Raw genomic sequence first — 17,131 nt, 5'->3', positions numbered from 1 at the left:
TTGCAAGCGAGGATCCTAAATGCAACAAGCTGACGTTATTCGCCTCTCCGTATTCTTAGTTGTATTGCTCGGCTGTGCGATATGGGAATGGATGACACCGCGTAAAGCGCTCACTCAATCGAAATGGCAACGATGGCTAAATAACCTTGGGTTAGTCGGCTTAAACTCACTGTTTTTGGCGCTATTAATGCCATTGCTTGCAATAGAGGCGGCGATTGCAGCCGAGAAAATGCAGTTTGGCTTACTAAACCACGTTAACCTGCCGCTTGCGCTCGAGATTTTGATTGCCGTCGCTTTGCTCGACTTAGCCATCTATTGGCAACATCTGCTGTTTCACCGAGTTCCTGTTCTTTGGCGCTTGCACCGTATGCACCATGCCGACCAAGATATTGATGTCACTACGGGTGCACGGTTTCACCCTATCGAAATCGTACTTTCAATGTGGATAAAGATTGGTGTGGTTATGTTGCTAGGTATCAACCCTATCTCTGTACTCGTGTTTGAAATTGTCTTGAATGCTAGCGCGATGTTTAATCACAGCAACGCCAAATTACCGCTTGGTTTAGATCATTGGCTGAGAAAGCTCATCGTCACACCTGACATGCATCGAGTGCATCACTCTGTTGAGGTGAAGGAAACGCACTCAAACTTCGGCTTTTTCCTCTCTGTTTGGGACCGTCTGTTTAGCACTTATATTGCGCAGCCAAAAGCGGGACATGAGAAAGCGGTCATCGGCCTGCCCTATTTCCACACAGCACGGGAGCAGTGGCTAGACAGAATGCTAACCCAACCATTTCGTAAAAAATAAGGGGACTTTCGTCCCCTTCAACTTAATCGGCGCACCCAGCACCGGTTTAAATTACGCTTTCGCCAGTTTGTATTTTTCCAGCATGCTGGTTTGCAACTTGGCAATGTCAGACACCTGCTGAGAAATATCCAACATGGTGGATAACTGAGACTTAGTATGGTGGCCTTGTTCTGAAACATGATTGATCGAACGGCTTACATCTGCCGTTGCTCGCTCTTGTTCTTCCGTCGCGACCGATATTTGCTCAAAGCGCGCGCGAATTTGGCTCACGGCCTGATCGATATCTTCAAAAGTATGTTTCACTTCTTCACTTGAGGTGAGTGCATGTGCCATCTCTTCTCGCGTATCTGCCACTGCCTTGCGCGATTGCTCAGCCGCGACAACCAAATCGTTCATGCGTATTTGAATATTACTGGTTTGCTCTGAGGTATCACTGGCTAACTTGCGCACTTCATCGGCCACAACAGCAAATCCGCGCCCTTGCTCTCCTGCTCGCGCTGCTTCTATTGCGGCATTTAGAGCAAGTAAATTGGTGTTCTCCGCAATACCGGAGATCATATCGACCATCTCGTTAATCTGTTTAACACGTTTGTCTAGCTTGACCATGGCTTTTTCGTTGTCGTTAAGTGTCGTTTCTAATGACTCTAAACGCGTACGATTTTGCTCTATCGCTTTGACGCCCACGGTTGTGTGTTGTTTGGCGAGCTTTGATTCATCATACGATTCATTGGTCACGGTCGCTATCTCACGAATCGATGCTTCCAATTGGTTTACTGTGCTGACCATATCAGTGAGCGACTGATTTTGCTGCGCTAGGCTGGTTTGAGAGTTCTCCGCCGCATTATGGCTATCTTCAGCTGACTGATACAGGGATTGGCTGTTTTGGGTTACGCTCTGCAAAGAATCGCCCGTCGAAAAAATCACTTCATTAAGATGGTCGGCGATTTCTCGCATTTCATTTGGCCCAGTTAGCGGCACTTTGTCACTCAAATCGTGCATGGTCACTTGGTAAAGATGGCTAATGATCTGCTTTAAGCTTGATTGCACCCAACGTTTAAGCCCGTACCACACCACAAGTACGACAAAGCCAATCACTACCGTCGCACTAATTAGTGTTGTCGTTATGGTCGCTATCGTGCCTTTCACCACTTGCTCACTTGCAATGATGAGCCCTTCAGAGCTAGCTGAAATTTGGTTTAACGTTGCAACCACTGAACTGGTTTTTGCTCGGACTTCAGCGATTAACGCCCCTTGCTGCTGCGCCAGTTCTAGCTTAGCCATTATGAGATTCAGTACCCCTTGCTCAGCAAACCCAGCTTGTACCATTTGGTAAGGGGCCGTTAGGCTGGAGAATTCGGTTACATCTGGGTGCCACTCTTTAAAATCATCATACGCAAGATTGATAGCAGCGTTGCGATACTTCATCTGCTTCATTTCTTTTTGCGCTTTGTCTTGATCGGTCTGCATCATCAACATTAGGAAGGTGCTCTCCATTGAACTGGCGCTGGCAATAAAACGGTTAGCCGCATCGGAAGATTCTGGATTATCAACGGCTAAAAATGATGATATGCGGTTCATTTCTGGGCCAATGGAGCTAATACCATAGCGAAACTCACCTACTTTGCCATCTATCTCACTTTGCATCACAAGCAAACGTTGTTGCATCGAAATAATCGATTTAGATAGCGCTTGTAGTTGCTGAGTCTCTTGCAATAGCTGCTCTCGCTGTTGCTCATCCACTACTTGAGGTAAAGTTTGCACTATCTCCGCAACTTGTTGACGCAGTTGCAAAGCCTCTTCACTCAATGTGTCGATGGTGTGGGCGAGCGTTTGAAACTCTTGTTCTGAGCTTACTTGAGTAGCGTAACTGAGCTGCTTGGCTTGTTCTAACAACGATTGTGTCAGCTTCGCATTTGTTAGCGAAAGAGGTAACGCTTGATCAGAAAGCCCGGTAAATTGATCGCCGACTTGCTCTAATCCTCGTTGGCTAATGAATGAAAGCCCAGCGATAAGCAGTGCGAAGCAGATAAAAATCGCACTGATTGATTGGATCAAGGAGAGTGAAAATCGATTTTTTTTAGATACCATTACTATGCAATTCTGTTTAATACTTAAGTTAATTTTTTGCAGTGTATGGCCGGACTATTACAGTTAAATGTCATTAAGGACGATGAATTACTTTATGTTTCTCAATCCTCTATCCCATCTTTCACGCGTTTTAATGTCGCTATTGACCACCAGCTTGCTGGTGGCTTGCTCCTCAAGCCCTGATTTTTCGGGTCGTCAATCATCAAGCTTGTCCGCGCAAGAACTCGCGACCAAACACCAATTGATGGCGGTTTATCAAATTTGGCAAGGTGCGCCCTATCGCCTTGGTGGAGAAAGTCTAAATGGGGTTGATTGTTCTGCGTTTGTGCAAAACGCCTTTTCAAGCGCGTTGCAGGTCAAGTTACCTCGCACGACCAAAACTCAAGTAGAAATTGGCCAAGAGATCGATTACGACCAAGCCAAAGTAGGTGATTTGGTGTTTTTTAAAACGTCATACACAACACGTCACGTGGGTATCTACCTCGGTAACAAACAGTTCATGCACGCTTCAACGTCTAAAGGGGTGATTATTTCTAGATTGGATAACCCATATTGGGCAGGGAATTTTTGGCAATTTAGGCGGGTAATGTCCCCGCCTCTATAAGTCTTGGATCAGTCGTATTTCGCGACTGCACTGTCAAACAGGTTTTTTACTAAAGCGATGTATTCGTCAAGGAAAGCAATCTGCTCATTTGCGGCAGGTTTGCCCCACACACCCGCGAGTACTTCGCCTAGGTCAGCAACGACAGAATCTGCTTCTTTAAGCAGTTTGAAACGAACACTCGAATGAAGCTCTGGGTTTTGCTCGAAGATAGACATAATATTGGTCGCAACCATATCAGTGACTACATCTTCAATACTTTCTTCGCCTGTATCACCGTCGGCAGCGAACACATCAAGATTTGATGCAAGATATTCTACAAGAGCTAGATAGCCATCAGTATCAACAACCACGTTCCTCTCCATTAATTATAGTTTTAGATGACTTGCCTATACTACGGCATTGTTAAGTCACTTAACAATGACTCGGTCGCCAGTTGCTTATAAATACAACACAAATATAGAAATGAAGCGAAAACATAACAGTTATCGCGTGCATTTAACGGAATGCAGATCAACCTTCCGCAAGATATCTTAATCTATTGATGTTCTTCACACTTTATAAACTCAGTTGCTTATTTCACCCCAAATCGTTGAATTCTTTGCAGCATCGTTCGGTTTTTAAGCAAAGCATGACCTACAATTACTCCATTCATCATCTGATTGAAGGGCGTACTATGTGGCAAGCGATCGCAGAGCAATTGTCTGAAACCTTGATGTTTGATTTCACCATTCACGAAAAGGTGAGGTTAAGTGGCGGGGATATTAGTGAATCTTATATGATCAGTGATGGGGAGCAGCGCTATTTCATCAAGATCAATCAACGTGAATTCCTACCTCAGTTTCAAGTCGAAGCTGACAACATAAAAGCGCTGCGCGATACCTCAACCGTTTTTGTCCCCGAGTTGGTCCATATCGGTCACTGTAAACACAACTCTTTTCTTATTCTCAATTATCTACCGACCAAAAATCTCGATGACTCTGACAACAGTTATGCGTTTGGGCAAAAACTTGCTGAGCTTCATTTGTGGGGCGAGCAAAAAGAGTTTGGTTTTGACCAAGATAACTACATAGGCAACACCCTACAGCCGAATAAATGGGACAAAAAGTGGTGTCGATTTTTTGCTGAACAACGCATTGGTTGGCAATTGCAATTGGCGAGTGAGAAAGGCATTAAACTGGTCGATATTGATGAGTTTACCCAGATCGTAAGAGAGCAGTTGGCCTCTCACCAACCTCGCCCTTCTTTACTGCATGGTGACTTATGGTATGGCAATGTTGCCAATACGCCTTTCGGGCCAATCTGTTATGACCCTGCTTGCTATTGGGGAGACAGAGAATGCGATCTGGCCATGACGGAGCTATTTGGTGGATTTAGCCAAGAGTTCTATCGCGGCTATCAGAGTGTCAACCCACTTGACGCTGGCTACCAACAGCGCATGCCAATTTACAACCTGTATCATGTGCTCAATCACTACAATTTGTTCGGTGGTCATTACCTTGAACAAGCTGAATCGTTAATTGAGCGAGTTCAAGCCTTTTAATCCCTTTTCCAAGCCATATTGCAACGTTTTGCAACAATAGAGGTGGTTTTCATACCACCTCTATTACGATTTTCTGCCGCTAGTCAAACTTTGTACTTAATTCACGCCCATTACTAACTTCTATCGATAATATTTAAGTAAGCGCTAGCTGAAGTCCCCTAACTTTCAGCTAGCAACTTGAAGTCTTTAAAGAGGTAATGTCCATGCGTAACTTCACTGAGAAACAGGTATCTTGCCCTCACTGCGGCCACTCTATTGGTATCACCCTCGACGCCTCCAATGGCAATCAAGAATTCTATGATGATTGCCCTGCTTGTTGTAATGCCGTTCACTATAATCTTGTCGTCAATGAACAAATGAACCGTATCGATCTTTCCATTGATGCGGACGATGAACAAATTTTCTAAATCTGTTTTTAACGTGACCTGTTTATCTATATAAAAAGAGCGCTGAAAAGCGCTCTTTTTTCGTTTCGACTTATTTTACCTAGCTGCTTTTTTAACCTAGCTGCTTCGCGGCAAGTACGCGCTCAACCGTATCGACAATCGCTTGGGTTTGCGGGTCAAATTCAACGTTAATTTTATCGCCGACCTCACGTTGACCAAACAAAGTGCGTTGCAGCGTTTCAGGGATCAAATGCACGCTGAATTTGTTCTTTTCCACTTCGCCAATCGTCAACGAACAGCCATCAAGACCAATGTAGCCTTTTGCTAACACGTATTTCATCGCATCTAGCGGCAGCTCAAACCAAATGGTTCTATTGTTTGGCGAGTCAATCACTTCTGTCACCGTCGCCATCAAAGAAATGTGGCCAGACATGCTGTGGCCGCCAATTTCGTCACCAAATTTCGCGGCACGTTCAATATTCACCAAACGTCCGGATTCAACTTCCCCTAAGTTGGTTAGCTTTAGCGTCGCTTGCATAAGATCAAAACTCACCAGATCACCTTCGATTTTGCTCACCGTCAAACAGCAACCGTTATGTGCGACTGAAGCGCCAATGGCGAGGTTTGCGCCCAATTCATCAGTTAGCTTTACTGTGTGAGTTTGAAAGTCTTGCTTCTTTTCCACCGATACGACTTGCGCCATACCTTGAACAATTCCTGTAAACATGAAGATTCCCAGTTATGAGTGATTAAACATAAACTAACGCATAATGATTTGCGGTAACAGTGTGAAATCTAAATACGCTTCACTTCACATCGAAAGATCACTCATCCCCCATTGTTTATGTATAATGCGGCGGTCATTGAGACACAACAACACGAATGTTGTTTCTTCCCTTTCTTGGAGTTTTTTCGTGCATCGTTATAAGCAAGAAGCCAACACATTAGTTAAGTTGGCTACACCCGTATTGATCGCCTCTGTCGCGCAAACTGGTATGGGCTTTGTTGATACAGTTATGGCGGGTGGCGTAAGTGCAACCGACATGGCAGCTGTATCCATCGCTGCGAGTATTTGGTTACCGTCTATTTTGTTTGGCGTGGGTTTGTTAATGGCTCTTGTGCCCGTTGTGGCTCAGCTGAACGGCTCTGCGAACTACAACAAGATCCCATACGAGATTCAACAAGGCATCTACATGGCTTTGGTTATCTCGATACCTATCGTTGGCGTTTTGTTTCAAACACAAACCATCTTGAGTTTGATGGATGTGGAACAAGTGATGGCTGATAAAACCAACGGCTACATGCACGCGGTTATGTATGCCGTACCTGCATTTTTATTGTTTCAGGCGTTGCGCAGTTTCACCGATGGCTTGTCGTTAACCAAACCAGCAATGTTCATCGGCTTCATTGGCCTACTGTGTAACATCCCGCTCAACTGGATTTTTGTTTACGGTAAATTTGGCGCTCCAGCGCTTGGTGGTGTTGGCTGTGGCGTAGCAACAGCGATTGTTTACTGGATCATGTTTGCCTTGATGCTGCTTTACGTATTAACCGCTAAGCGCGTTGCTCACATAGAGCTATTTAAGCATTTCCACGCCCCTCAAGGTAAGGCGCTGATTCGCTTATTTAAGCTTGGCTTCCCAGTTGCTGCTGCACTCTTTTTTGAAGTGACGCTATTTGCCGTGGTTGCGCTTTTAGTCGCTCCGCTTGGCCCGATGGTTGTTGCTGCGCACCAAGTCGCGATTAACTTCTCGTCTCTTATCTTTATGTTACCAATGAGTATTGGTGCGGCGACCAGTATTCGTGTTGGTCACCGATTAGGCCAAGGCAGCGTCGAAAGTGCTCGAATCGCCTCACACGTCGGTTTGATGGTCGCACTCGCACTGGCGCTAATTACCGCTCTATTTACAGTGGTATTCCGCGAGCAAGTGTCGCTGCTCTACACCGATAATGCCGAAGTAATTGCACTTGCTATGCAGCTTTTACTCCTAGCCGCCATTTACCAATGTACTGATGCAATTCAAGTTGTGGCAGCTGGCGCGCTTCGTGGCTATAAAGATATGGCTGCTATTTTCAACCGTACCTTTATCGCTTATTGGATTATCGGCCTACCAACAGGTTATATATTGGGTATGACCGATTGGATTGTTGAACCAATGGGCGCACACGGTTTTTGGATTGGCTTTATTACCGGTTTATCATCCGCCGCAGTCATGCTTGGTTTAAGACTACGCTGGATGCACAAGCAACCTGAAGAGGTTCAGCTTAAACTCGCTGCGAAATAACAACGCACACTTGTACCCTAGATAAACCGAAGGCCAGCAATGCTGGCCTTTTTGCTACATACTTAAATCGATCAGCTGGGATTGGTTCTGTTTCAATATCTTTTCTAACCAATAAACTTTTCTCACAGTAGATAAGTAATAATGTTTATTGAAACATTGATTGGACATGCATTATGTGGAAATCCATTATTGTTGTCATCACTATGACACTCGTTGGCTGTGAGTTTAGCTCTCACCCAAACGAAGATTTGTTTGATGATTACTTACAACGTATCGCCCGAGTGCAAGGACAAGACGCATTATTAGTTGAAAAAGGTGACGCGGTCACCATTCCTGATAAGCGAGAGCTTTACATTGAGATTGAGCCGCTATCCATTGGTCTGCTAGATAGTTACCAATTACGCAACTGTGGGTTGTTTGAATTAATCGCGGAAAAGAATTCCATAATGGGCAAGGTTCAAGATCCGTTTCGAGATTTTGATTATCAAAATTCCCTCATTGCTGGCCTACAACATTGCGTGAATAACCCGCAGGTTGATGTTGAACTTCGCAATCAGCTCAGCATTATTTTGGCTAAAAAGCAGCAGCACATTGCCAGTCACTTTGCCAACCTACTATTTGCTAGTGATGCAATGCGAAACCAGTTTGCCCCAAATGGTTGGATTGACCAACGGCAGCAAGCTTTTCCCAACCAATTGATTACAGCCTTTGACGTCTTGTTGCAAACCGCTCGATCATTTAATCAACCTTATAGCCTAGACGCCAGTTTTCACCCTATTACCGTTCATCAAGAAACATTGGATAAAGCGCCCATGCTAGGCAAGCTATGGTACTCGCTCACTATGAGCACCGCTTACTTAAATACCGTGACAAGACAGCTCAACTTTTACGACAGTCGCGTCGTTTGCAAAGTCAATCGGGATAAAAAGCAGTTTCGTTATTTGAACAATGTGTTTAATCGCACATACGTTACTGAAGTGCAGCCATATTTGGCTAATTTAGATAAGCTCTATATACAAATAGAGCCGCTTGCAAAGTTATTGCAAACGGCTCATCCAGACTATCAATATCCTTTGGTATCGGCTCATCAAGCATTTCGTAAAGCAACCCTTGATCATGTTCAATATTGGCAATCTTTGTTCAAACGGTGTGGCGTAAGTGTTGGTCAGTAACGCTATTACTCCACTCGCTCTCTGACATAGCGAGCAAACTTGGGCACACCATTTTGAGTTAATCCGTTGTAACGGAAGGTAATTGTACTTCCAATCGGAGGCGGATTTTTACGTTGTTGCTCTGAAAAACCACTGCCAATATAGAACTCAACGCCATCTTGCCACTTAACCAAAATCGACCCCATCATGCCTTTAAACTGGCCTCGGCCAACTTTATAGCCAATCACCTGCGCTTCATCGTCTTGATGAGTTTTGAGTTTAAGCAAATCTGAACTGCGCCCTGCTTGGTAACGACTGGTGATTTTACGCAGCATCACCCCTTCACCTTGGCCATTATTCACATTATCTAAATACTGGAATAGCTCTTTCTCAGACGTGATGGGGGTATGTTCGATGTATTTAATGTGGTCGTGTTCGACTGAAGTAACGTAGTGGACGATATTGTAGTAGCGCTTTTGATAATCCCCAGCGGCGTGAGGCATATCGAACAACATGAAGTCAATCTGCTTCCAAGATTGATCGATTGGTTTGTGGTCTAACACGGTTTGCTGCACGAGGTGGAAGTTTCCGCGGCCCGCCCACAGCTCTCCTTCGACTGGATAATCAGGTAATGGCGCGGTAAACCACGCTGGCGCGTAAATCTGTCGCCCATTTCTGGTGAGTAACTTTTCACCATCCCAAATTGCCCGAATACCATCTAGCTTTTCGCTTTGCCAATATTCATGCACATTCAAGCCTTCTTGATATTGATGCGCCTGCATCACGGGCATATACCCCTCTAAAGAAGCAGGTTCGGCCGCGCCAGCTTGGAGTGTAAGTAGTACCTGACTAGCCAAAAACGTAAGACGTAAATGCATTCGAATTAACCTAATCTATTGTTCTATCGGACGATATGCTCATTGTTACATTAAATTTAGGTTACTTAATCAATAGAAAGTATGAATCGGGCTTAGAACAGCTCGCAAAAACAACTGAAAATATTCGCGTTGCATATGAATTTACAAAATAGATATTGATTCTCAATTTGAGAATTCACTCTTTCAAATTGACAAATCAACCCTCTCCTCAACGTAAATTATTGATTTTAAGCATATTTAATTTTGGCATGTTTAGTGCGTTATTTAGTTCAAACACGAAAGGAGTAACACCATGGAACTACGTACTATTGAAGCCAGCGACACTGTTTTAACTCTAGAACTTAACGGGAACCTAGACGCTGATGGCAGCCGAAGCGCTCAACAACATATTGATCAAATCATTGCTGACCCAAGTCATTCCGAAGTTGAAATTGACTTTGAGAAAGTAACATTTCTCGATTCATCGGGCGTTGGTGCCATTGTTTACCTCTACAAACGCTTGGTAGAACGTGAGCGCAACATGCGTATTGAAAACGTGAAAGGTCAACCTTTAGAAATTATGACCCTACTTCGTATCAACCAAGCTATCCCAGTGAACTCTCACAAACATTAAAACAATTACAATAAGAGGAAGTTGGCATGGTTAAATTCGCACAATACATAGCCCTAATTGCATCTGGACTACTGACGCTAGGCTGTACCAGTTATCCAGATGAAGGGCGCGGCGGTATCGCCGAAAACTACATAGATAATAGCTTTTCACCCGTTATGCCCGATGAACCACTAGGCCCAGAGCATGGACTAAGGTTTGATTGGCAACTGACTAAACTCCACCTTGATTCGTTGATCCGTGAAGGCGCAAAATGGTGCTTCCCCGCCGCGGTGGTGCAAGCTCTCGAAAAACAAAACCGCATCGCCCGAGAACTTGAAGGCGGATTATGGCTCGACGCAGCCAACGACATCGTAATTCAGCGTAAACGCCTAGGTGAGCTAGAGCGACAACTTGATTACGTCACCTCGCAAGCTAACTGTGTACCTCCAGTTAACGAGCAAGAATTTCAGATGCAACTTTCTGTCATTGATCAGTTGTTCAACCTGCTCAACGTTGACAATCAATTTGCGTACGACTCGACGGAAGTAAACCCCAAATATATGGGACACCTTGCTGAAGCCGCCAACATCCTAAAACAAAATCCAAGCCTTCACCTTTCTGTGACGGGTCATGCCGATGCGACTGGCGAAACGCTTTACAACCAAGAATTAGCGATGGGCCGAGCAAAGCAAGTTAAACGTTATTTAGTGATTTTTGGACTCGCACCCTCTCGAATAGAAGCACATTCGCTCGGCGACACTCTGCCACTTTATGAAGGGCAATCTGATGGGGTTCGATTGACTAATCGTCGTGTCAGCATTGAAGTTATCGCCACAAAGGAACTGGCGAATCAAAATCAGCAAGGAGGTTATTATGAAGTGGACTAATACCCTATTCATCTTGGTGCTTACGCTCAGCTACTCGGTTTTTTCTTTCGCCGCAGAGCGTGTACAAGTTGGCGATCTGATTCAAGTTAACCTTCCTGGCGAGTCATCGTTAAATCGTGGTTTTCAAGTGGATAAACGAGGCCGTATTGATTTGCCCGAAGTTGGCACCCTGTATGTGGCCGGCTATACCGAACCTCAACTGTCTGAAGCGGTTATCAATGCACTAAACAAAGCGTTTCGTGATTTGTCTACTGCCAGTGTTTACATCGCAGAGCAGCAAATTCTAGTATCAGTGCAAGGCTATGTGAAATCACCGGGCGAATACACGTTGGCGAAAAACGCCGATGTTCAAACCGCCATTCATGCCGCTGGCGGCCTTCGTTCAGGTGCACAGCTCGATAACATGCTACTTAAGCGGGGTAAAGATAAGTTTCCTTTCAATTACAAAGCTTTTTTAGACTCTGGTGATGATAGCTTACTACCAGAACTTAAATCACTTGATAGCCTGTTTGTGCCAGCATCGCCTCTTGTCGGCAACATAGAGCAGCAGTTTGATGCAAACAAACAAGCGAATGCTGGTGACAGTGCAGATAGCCGCACCGCAATTAAAGTGTTTGGCGAAGTAAACGCGCCGGGTACCTTCACCTACAAACCAAACACCGATTTGGTCGATGTTTTAATGCGCGCAGGCGGCGTGACTCGCTACGCAACGGTTGAGCAGATTCGCGTGATCAGCAATAACCAACCACAACTGTTTAATTTAAAACTCTACTTAGACAGCGGCGATAAAACCCTACTGCCTAAGTTGAGCAAAGGCACCACCATTTTTGTACCAAAACAGGAAGAAGAGATACGCGCTGGGGCTAATGTTGTCTACATCATGGGGGAAGTGGCCAGCCCCGGCGCGTACGAAGGTAAAAAAGGCGCATCCTTTATGGATATTCTAGCCAATGCTGGCGGCCCAACGCGTTTTGCTGAATCTCGTCAGATTCGTCTAATCAAGGCCAGTGGTCGAGTGATTAAGTTCGATTTAACCGCTTACACTGAAGGCCTCAGTGGTCAACGTCCACCAGCCATTGGCCCCGGTGACGCGATTTTTGTGCCTGAAAAAACCGACATGAACGAGAAGTCATGGCTTAAGATCTCGCCTGACCGTGCAGTCAATGTGATCGGTGAAGTTGTCCATCCAGGGCGTATCGAATGGTCGGATGAAATGGATTTAATGCACTTACTCGCACACGTTGGTGGCCCAACATTGCGTGCAGATACGACTAAAATTGAAGTCGTTGATGCCAATGGCGAGCTCATTGTGTTCAACCTTGATGATTTCATTTTAAAAGGTGCACCAAGCCATGAGCTACCTTTGATTGCCGCAGGCTCTATTGTACGAGTGCACGATCTACCACAAGATCCTTCTGACAATAAATCTCAGTGGGTGCGTCAAAGCTCAGATGCGTCGATCTATGTATTTGGTCAAGTTAACGCGCCGGGTCGCTACCGCTTTACCAAAGAGATGCACTTTCTCGATATTCTCTCTGCTGCGGATGGCCCAACTAAAGATGCCGATATTCACAACATTCGCATTACCCATCGTGACAAGAGTTACTCAAAAGTAAGTAAACTCAATCTATCGCTCTATTTCGAAACCGGTGATGAGTCGTTGCTACCCAAAGTGACCATGGGCGACACAATCTACATCCCAGAGAAAGACAAAATTTGGTTAGATCGCTCAAAGGAATCGACGGTTCGAGTGCTCGGCGCAGTGAACAATCCAGGTCGCTACGTATTTGATGACAACATGACGATCCTCGATATCATCGCCGAAGCTGGTGGTCCGAGTGACAACGCCTATCTTGAGAAGATTTCGGTGGTAAATATGTCTTGCTGCCAAGGCCAAGCACGTACTTTTGACCTGATTGATTTCAGCAAAACCGCCAACATCTACAAACTGCCCGTACTACGTGCCGGCGATACTATTTATGTGCCAGATCGTCGTGACAGTTTTATGGAAAAAGCACGTGTTGGCTTGGAAGACATCTTGCGCCTCACCACAACCATTGTACTGATTGGAGCGTTATAGCGATGATTCCAGCAACTCATACAGAAATTGAACAGATCTTTCTTGCCGCAGAAGCCAAGCAGTGCCGCTCATTATGTGTCACCGCGTGCGACTCAGGTGACGGCGTCACCTCTGTTGCAACTGCGCTAACTGAGCGCTACCTGCTTGCTGGTCGTTCTGTGCTGTTGGTTGATTTGAATCTGTATAACTCCGGTTTCAATGACCTTGCCATTACTTTCGATACTCAAGATTCGACCAACACATTTAACCATAGCTCGGCCAAGGTCACTTGGCTTGAGCAGCAATCAAGCAAACAAGTATTTACCGGAATCGCTAAGCCATCAAGTCCATCGGAATTGGTGCAATACAGCGATCCACAATGCCTAGCAAAGTACATTGAAGATTGGTTACAAAGCTATGACAGAGTCGTCATTGATACCTCTCCGTTACTCAAGATCAACCGCGGTAATATTCCAGCTCAAGCGGTCGCACAAGCGTGTCAGTTTGCTCTGCTGGTTGTTTTAGCCACGCAAACCACCCAAAGCCAGTTAGAGCAAGCCAAACAACTTCTACATGCCAACCAGACAGAGATTATCGGCTGTGTACTCAACAGCCACTATCAACCCACTTTAGCCAGCGAGATAAGCCGTCAAATTGAACGACTTCCACTGATCCCGAGACGAATGAAACAAACGTGGATAGACAAAATCCAGCAAATGCCACTGCTGTTAGAGCGAGCATAATGCAAATAGCGTCTTATCAAATTTGCGACATGGATTGAGAAAACACCAACCGAACAATTTTTACCCAACCAATTGAAAAATTTCATCTATTCTTAAACTAACAAGCGAGCAATATGGACTTTAATGCACATTAACTCACTTGTTTCTACGCAGAGACTGCTAAGGAGAAGCTTGTGGATATAGAGCTAGTTGATGAAGAGATCATTCAACAGATGATTGCCGACACCAGTGCTGAAGTGATTCCAATGTTGATTGACCACTATCTTGAAGAGTCGCAAGCAAGATTAAAAGTGCTCGATGACGCCTTTCAGGCGCAAGATGTCAGTGTTATAGAGTTTGAAAGCCATACATTAGGCAGCTCTTCTTTGGCGCTGGGCAACCGCGAGTTATCGAACTTAGCGCGAAAGATTGAACACATGTGTGCCGATGGTAAAGGAGAAGATGCCTTACAATGCCATCACGATTTACTCGATATTGCCAATCGCTCATTAGCTGCACTCGAACAGAGAAAAACACTAGGATTTGTCGATTAACTTTGCCAAACAACCATAGCTATTAAGGCACAGTGATAACAATAAGGAAGTCGCCGATGAAACCGAAAGTATTGCTGATTGAAGACTCCACATCGCTGGCTGTACTTTACCAACAATATGTTAAAGATCAGCCATTTGATCTATTTCATGTCGAAACAGGCCGCGAAGCCATTGCGTTTATTGAGCGAAATACGCCACAACTGGTGATACTCGATCTCAAATTGCCCGACATGGAAGGCGAAGATATTCTCGATTGGATCATCGACAATCAAATTCCGACTTCAGTTATTGTCGCCACCGCTCATGGCTCGGTCGATGTTGCGGTTAACTTGTTACAAAAAGGCGCTAAGGATTTCTTAGAAAAACCGATTAAAGCGAACCGTCTCAACACCTCTATCGCGCTTCATCTGCAACGCTCTAAGCTTGAAAACCTCGTGGAAGATATCGAAACTCGGTTCGATCGAAATCAGTTCCACGGTTTTATTGGCAGCAGTTTATGTATGCAAGCGGTGTATAAAATTATTGATTCTGTCGCCCCTACTACCGCCAGCGTATTTATTGTTGGCGAAAGTGGTACAGGTAAAGAAGTGTGCGCAGAAGCGATTCATAAAGAAAGTAAGCGACGTGATAAACCCTTTATAGCGATTAACTGCGGTGCAATTCCAAAAGATTTGATGGAGAGTGAAATCTTTGGCCATGTCAAAGGCGCATTTACCGGTGCGACCACCGATCGTAAAGGCGCAGCGACTATGGCCCACGGCGGAACATTGTTCCTTGATGAGCTGTGCGAAATGGATCTAGAGATGCAGAAGAAGCTATTACGTTTTCTGCAAACCGGAACGTTCACACCTTTAGGCGCAAACCGCGAGCAAAAAGTCGATGTTAGAATTATCTGTGCGACCAATCGACATCCTTTGACCGAAGTGGAAGAAGGTCGTTTCCGTGAAGATTTGTATTACCGCGTTCATGTTGTGCCAGTCGATATGCCGCCTTTACGCGACCGCTCCAATGATATTGTCACCTTAGCCAACCACTTCTTGCGTCTCTACGCAAAAGAGGATGGCAAATCGTTCAAGGCCATTAATAAGGATGCGGAAGCTGTACTCAAACGTTATGCATGGCCTGGCAACGTGCGCCAACTTCAAAATGTGATTCGAAACATAGTGGTGCTAAATGACGACAAGAAGTTAACCTCACAGCACTTACCCGTTGAGATCGTTAATAACAAACCAAGCAGAACTCGCCCTGCTCCAACACCGCCACAACCTTTGGTCGAAGCGCAAATTAGCCACGCCGAGATGGAAATCAGTTCCACCCAAAGCACTAATAGCGTACTGCCGAATGCCAATAAGATTCGTCCTATGTGGCAAATTGAACGGGAGGCCATTCAACAAGCGATTGATTTTTGCGATGGCAATGTACTTAACGCTGCAGTGTTATTAGAACTAAGCCCCTCCACTGTTTATCGTAAGAAACAGGCATGGGAAGCAGAAGATGAGCAGAATTTCGTCTAATGAAATTTGGTTAGTCATGGATAGCCGCCAGTTTGGCGGCATCGAAACCCACCTTTTGCAGCTTGCGTTAGGTTTAGTCAAGCATCAGCAGAAAGTGAGAGTTTGGCTTACCCACCGTTACGCCGTCCCAAGTCCACTAATTGCAAAGTTAGAAAGTCATGATATTGATTATGGCTACCTTAACGATAATCACAGTCAGCCGCTGTTTCAGTTGATTAAATTAGTCAAACAATACCAACCGCAAGTAGTGCATTGCCATGGCTACAAAGCAAGTCTGATTGGTAAACTGGCGCGGTGTGTTACTGGCATGCGTCAAGTCTCCACCTATCACGCAGGCGAAACACCAACTGGACGCGTAAAGCTGTATGACTTTTTAGACCGCTATACTGCGTGGCTCTCAACCGCTTCTATCGTAGTTAGCCAAGCCATTGCCAGCAAGCTGCCCTGCCAAACTCATCATTTTAATAATTTCATCGATACAAGCGAAGTCGCTTTCCAACACGGTTCTCAAATCGCGTATGTGGGAAGGCTCAGTAGTGAAAAAGCACCACATCACTTTGTTCAGCTTGCGCATGATTTCCCTGAGCATGATTTTCATCTCTATGGTGATGGCCCGTTATCGGACAAGTTGAAACAAAGTTCATCTCCCAACTTAACCTTTCACGGTCATCAAAAAGAAATGGCGCAAGTGTGGCCTAATATTGATGTGTTGATCATTAGCTCTGAATTTGAAGGTTTACCGTTAGTTGCGATTGAAGCGATGGCGCGAGGTATTAATGTTATTTCAACTGCAGTTGGTGATATTCCAAACCTGATTGACTCGCCATTTAATGGTCTTTTAGTCAAAGATGGCACACAACTTAAGCGGGCGTTAAAAGAATATCTCGCCTTCTCGCCGTCATCAATCATGGCACTGCGTGTCAATGCGGCCAATACCATTGCTCGCCATTACAGCAGTACGCATGTGATACCCAATATGCTATCTCTCTATGCGATTAGTCCCTTTTCTGACTCCCAAACTGATTCTCAATTTGAGAATTAACTCTGTCATTATGAATCAATC

At 45.0% G+C, this 17,131-nt stretch carries 17 protein-coding genes; 13 read left to right on the top strand and 4 right to left on the bottom strand.

The features are described 5' to 3' along the window. The first annotated feature begins 19 nt into the window (after nt 1–19). Entirely contained in the window at nt 20–808 is a 789-nt protein-coding gene (locus MU515_RS00665) for a sterol desaturase family protein (protein ID WP_260258432.1), read from the top strand. 51 nt (nt 809–859) lie between these two features. Here MU515_RS00665 and MU515_RS00660 read toward each other — a convergent pair whose 3' ends face one another. Continuing rightward, a complete protein-coding gene (locus MU515_RS00660; RefSeq protein WP_260258431.1) occupies nt 860–2,896 on the bottom strand; it encodes a methyl-accepting chemotaxis protein in 2,037 nt (678 codons plus the stop codon). A gap of 94 nt (nt 2,897–2,990) precedes the next feature. Here MU515_RS00660 and MU515_RS00655 point away from each other — a divergent pair, with 94 nt between their 5' ends. Next, nucleotides 2,991–3,500, top strand: coding sequence for an NlpC/P60 family protein (locus MU515_RS00655; RefSeq protein ID WP_260258430.1), 510 nt, complete (start codon nt 2,991–2,993; stop codon nt 3,498–3,500). An 8-nt stretch (nt 3,501–3,508) separates the two neighbouring features. On the opposite strand, the gene MU515_RS00650 is transcribed toward MU515_RS00655, so the two are convergent. Continuing rightward, nucleotides 3,509–3,850, bottom strand: coding sequence for a DUF3802 family protein (locus MU515_RS00650; protein ID WP_260258429.1), 342 nt, complete (start codon nt 3,848–3,850; stop codon nt 3,509–3,511). Nucleotides 3,851–4,173: 323 nt separating this feature from the next. Here MU515_RS00650 and MU515_RS00645 point away from each other — a divergent pair, with 323 nt between their 5' ends. Next, nucleotides 4,174–5,040, top strand: a complete 867-nt coding sequence (locus MU515_RS00645) for a fructosamine kinase family protein (RefSeq protein ID WP_260259157.1) — start codon at nt 4,174–4,176, stop codon at nt 5,038–5,040. A 203-nt stretch (nt 5,041–5,243) separates the two neighbouring features. Next, entirely contained in the window at nt 5,244–5,447 is a 204-nt protein-coding gene (locus MU515_RS00640) for a CPXCG motif-containing cysteine-rich protein (protein ID WP_260258428.1), read from the top strand. 91 nt (nt 5,448–5,538) lie between these two features. Here the strand turns inward: MU515_RS00640 and MU515_RS00635 are convergent, their stop codons facing one another. Then, nucleotides 5,539–6,153, bottom strand: a complete 615-nt coding sequence (locus MU515_RS00635) for a riboflavin synthase subunit alpha (protein WP_260258427.1) — start codon at nt 6,151–6,153, stop codon at nt 5,539–5,541. Between the two features lie 187 nt (nt 6,154–6,340). Here MU515_RS00635 and MU515_RS00630 point away from each other — a divergent pair, with 187 nt between their 5' ends. Beyond that, the gene (locus MU515_RS00630; RefSeq protein ID WP_260258426.1) at nt 6,341–7,711 is read left to right on the top strand and encodes an MATE family efflux transporter; all 1,371 of its coding nucleotides are present in this window, start codon (nt 6,341–6,343) and stop codon (nt 7,709–7,711) included. 173 nt (nt 7,712–7,884) lie between these two features. Beyond that, entirely contained in the window at nt 7,885–8,883 is a 999-nt protein-coding gene (locus MU515_RS00625) for a DUF3080 domain-containing protein (protein ID WP_260258425.1), read from the top strand. Between the two features lie 5 nt (nt 8,884–8,888). Here the strand turns inward: MU515_RS00625 and MU515_RS00620 are convergent, their stop codons facing one another. Further along, nucleotides 8,889–9,740 carry a DNA ligase gene (locus MU515_RS00620; RefSeq protein WP_260258424.1) on the bottom strand — a complete coding sequence of 284 codons (852 nt, stop codon included), beginning with the start codon at nt 9,738–9,740 and terminating at the stop codon, nt 8,889–8,891. Between the two features lie 292 nt (nt 9,741–10,032). On the opposite strand from MU515_RS00620, the gene MU515_RS00615 reads away from it, so the two are divergent. The 7 genes from MU515_RS00615 to MU515_RS00585 all read left to right on the top strand — a co-directional run bounded on the left by MU515_RS00615 (nt 10,033) and on the right by MU515_RS00585 (nt 17,110). Beyond that, on the top strand, nt 10,033–10,353 hold the full coding sequence (locus tag MU515_RS00615; RefSeq protein WP_260258423.1) for an STAS domain-containing protein: 321 nt from the start codon (nt 10,033–10,035) through the stop codon (nt 10,351–10,353). Nucleotides 10,354–10,379: 26 nt separating this feature from the next. Continuing rightward, the gene (locus MU515_RS00610) at nt 10,380–11,219 is read left to right on the top strand and encodes an OmpA family protein (RefSeq protein WP_260258422.1); all 840 of its coding nucleotides are present in this window, start codon (nt 10,380–10,382) and stop codon (nt 11,217–11,219) included. Next, entirely contained in the window at nt 11,206–13,299 is a 2,094-nt protein-coding gene (locus tag MU515_RS00605) for an SLBB domain-containing protein (RefSeq protein WP_260258421.1), read from the top strand. Before MU515_RS00610 ends, MU515_RS00605 begins: the two co-directional genes overlap by 14 nt. A gap of 2 nt (nt 13,300–13,301) precedes the next feature. Beyond that, a complete protein-coding gene (locus MU515_RS00600; RefSeq protein ID WP_260258420.1) occupies nt 13,302–14,021 on the top strand; it encodes a P-loop NTPase family protein in 720 nt (239 codons plus the stop codon). 173 nt (nt 14,022–14,194) lie between these two features. After that, nucleotides 14,195–14,554 carry an Hpt domain-containing protein gene (locus tag MU515_RS00595; RefSeq protein WP_260258419.1) on the top strand — a complete coding sequence of 120 codons (360 nt, stop codon included), beginning with the start codon at nt 14,195–14,197 and terminating at the stop codon, nt 14,552–14,554. 56 nt (nt 14,555–14,610) lie between these two features. Next, entirely contained in the window at nt 14,611–16,068 is a 1,458-nt protein-coding gene (locus MU515_RS00590; protein ID WP_260258418.1) for a sigma-54-dependent transcriptional regulator, read from the top strand. Then, nucleotides 16,049–17,110: a glycosyltransferase family 4 protein gene (locus tag MU515_RS00585; protein ID WP_260258417.1), complete on the top strand. Its 1,062-nt coding sequence runs from the start codon at nt 16,049–16,051 to the stop codon at nt 17,108–17,110. The genes MU515_RS00590 and MU515_RS00585 overlap by 20 nt, the downstream gene beginning before the upstream one ends. Nucleotides 17,111–17,131: the final 21 nt, after the last annotated feature.

Source organism: Vibrio intestinalis (assembly GCF_025195085.2).
In the GTDB taxonomy this organism is placed as follows: Bacteria; Pseudomonadota; Gammaproteobacteria; order Enterobacterales; family Vibrionaceae; genus Vibrio; species Vibrio intestinalis.
The sequence above is the reverse complement of the archived record's forward strand: the minus strand, read 5'-3'. Positions and strand labels throughout refer to the sequence as shown.